The organism is Streptomyces fuscigenes, from assembly GCF_021556455.1.
In the GTDB taxonomy this organism is placed as follows: Bacteria; Actinomycetota; Actinomycetes; order Streptomycetales; family Streptomycetaceae; genus Streptomyces; species Streptomyces fuscigenes.
Window position 1 is genome coordinate 1 of sequence record NZ_JAKGCV010000754.1, and the last position, 1,379, is coordinate 1,379.

Below are 1,379 nucleotides of genomic sequence, written 5' to 3' on the forward strand. Positions count from 1 at the left end.
AGGCGGGCGGCGAGCCGCTGCCGCCCCGGGCGTCGGCGCCGGCCGATCCGCTGGACGTGGTGACGCGGGTGCTGGGCAACATCCGGGCCTGGGCGGCGGCCCGCCCGGAGCGGGGCGACGTGGCGCTGTGGGCGCTGGAGCTGTCGATGCTGCTGCCCGCACGGCCCGCACGGCTGCGCTACGAGCACGGCCGGCTCCTGGTGGAGCGCGGGGACTTCCTGCGGGGCGCGGCGGAGCTGGAGGAGTACGCGGAGGTGGTGGCGGCCGTGGAGCCGGCGACGGCGCGCGCGATCCGGCTGCGGGCGCGTGCGGCCCGCGCACGGCTCAACTGACAGTGCGCGCCGCGCCGCGTGTGCGACGCGGCGCGGCGACCGTCCGGAAGGCCCCCCGCTCGTTCCGGGACGCCCCCAGCCTCGTGCACGGCGGGGAGGCGGTCCATGCGTACCTTTGCGTATGCGCAGGTGCGGGAATTGGGAATACTGCGTGCCGGGGTGCCGCGCGGCGGCGCGACGGCCGGCGTGGTGCAGCGGCGCGGAGAGCGACGGAGGGACAGGGGGCATGGCGGACGGAGTGTCGGCGCGGGACGACGCGCGCCTGCTCGACCTGGCCGCCGAGGTGCTGGGCAGCAGCGACCCGGACACCCTCTGGACGCGGGCCGGCGCCGAGATCATGGACGCCCTGCCGGGCACGGCCGTCCTGTGCAAGGACGACGAGTGGACCGAGGGCTCGGGCCGGGTGTTCGCCTGGCCGGTCCCGCGACAGCCGACACCCGACCAGCTGGCCTGCATCCGGCGCGGTCACCCGTTCACGGGCGGGGGCGCGGCGATCCCCGGGGACCGGCTCCTGGTCGCCAGCGAGATCGCGGGCGAGGGAGCGTGGCGCGACAGCGAGACGTACGACGTGACGCGCGCGCTGTTCGGTACGAGCGACGTCATCGGGCTGCGGCTCGACGAGGGTTCCCCGGGGCCGGTGCGGGGCCTGCTGGTGCACTGCACCGGCCGGGGCGGCACCCCGCGCGAGCGGGCCTATCTGGCCCGGATGCGACCGCTGCTGTGCGGCATGGACCGGCACGCGGCGCTGCTGCGGCGCTGCGCGCCCGCGCCCGCCGCGCGGGCGGAGGGGGACGGCCGGGGACTGACGGCCCGCGAGATCACGGTGCTGGCCCTGCTGGCCGAGGCCCTGCCCGCGCACGCGATCGGCCGGCAACTGGGCATATCGGTGCGCACGGTGCACAAGCACGTCGAGAACATCTACCGCAAGCTGCGGACCCGCGACCGGCTGGAGACGGTGCTGCTCGCCCAGGAGGCGGGCCTGCTGCCTGCCCCGCGCGGGGGCCGGAAGCAGTAGCGCGGGGGCACGAGGCGCCGGCGCGGCGGCCG

2 protein-coding genes are annotated in these 1,379 nt (G+C 77.5%); both read left to right on the forward strand.

Features of this window, described 5'->3' with window-relative positions; genetic code table 11:
* Positions 1 to 332: tetratricopeptide repeat protein (locus L1885_RS28340; protein WP_235800000.1), on the forward strand; the 332-nt coding region annotated here is incomplete at its 5' end.
* 226 nt (positions 333 to 558) lie between these two features.
* The gene (locus tag L1885_RS28345; RefSeq protein WP_235800001.1) at positions 559 to 1,347 is read left to right on the forward strand and encodes a helix-turn-helix transcriptional regulator; all 789 of its coding nucleotides are present in this window, start codon (positions 559 to 561) and stop codon (positions 1,345 to 1,347) included.
* Positions 1,348 to 1,379 lie beyond the last annotated feature (32 nt).

Coding starts and splice junctions, on each gene's coding strand:
- L1885_RS28345 (WP_235800001.1), top strand. CDS start 559: ATGGCGGACGGAGTGTCGGCGCGGGACGACGCGCGCCTGCTCGACCTG.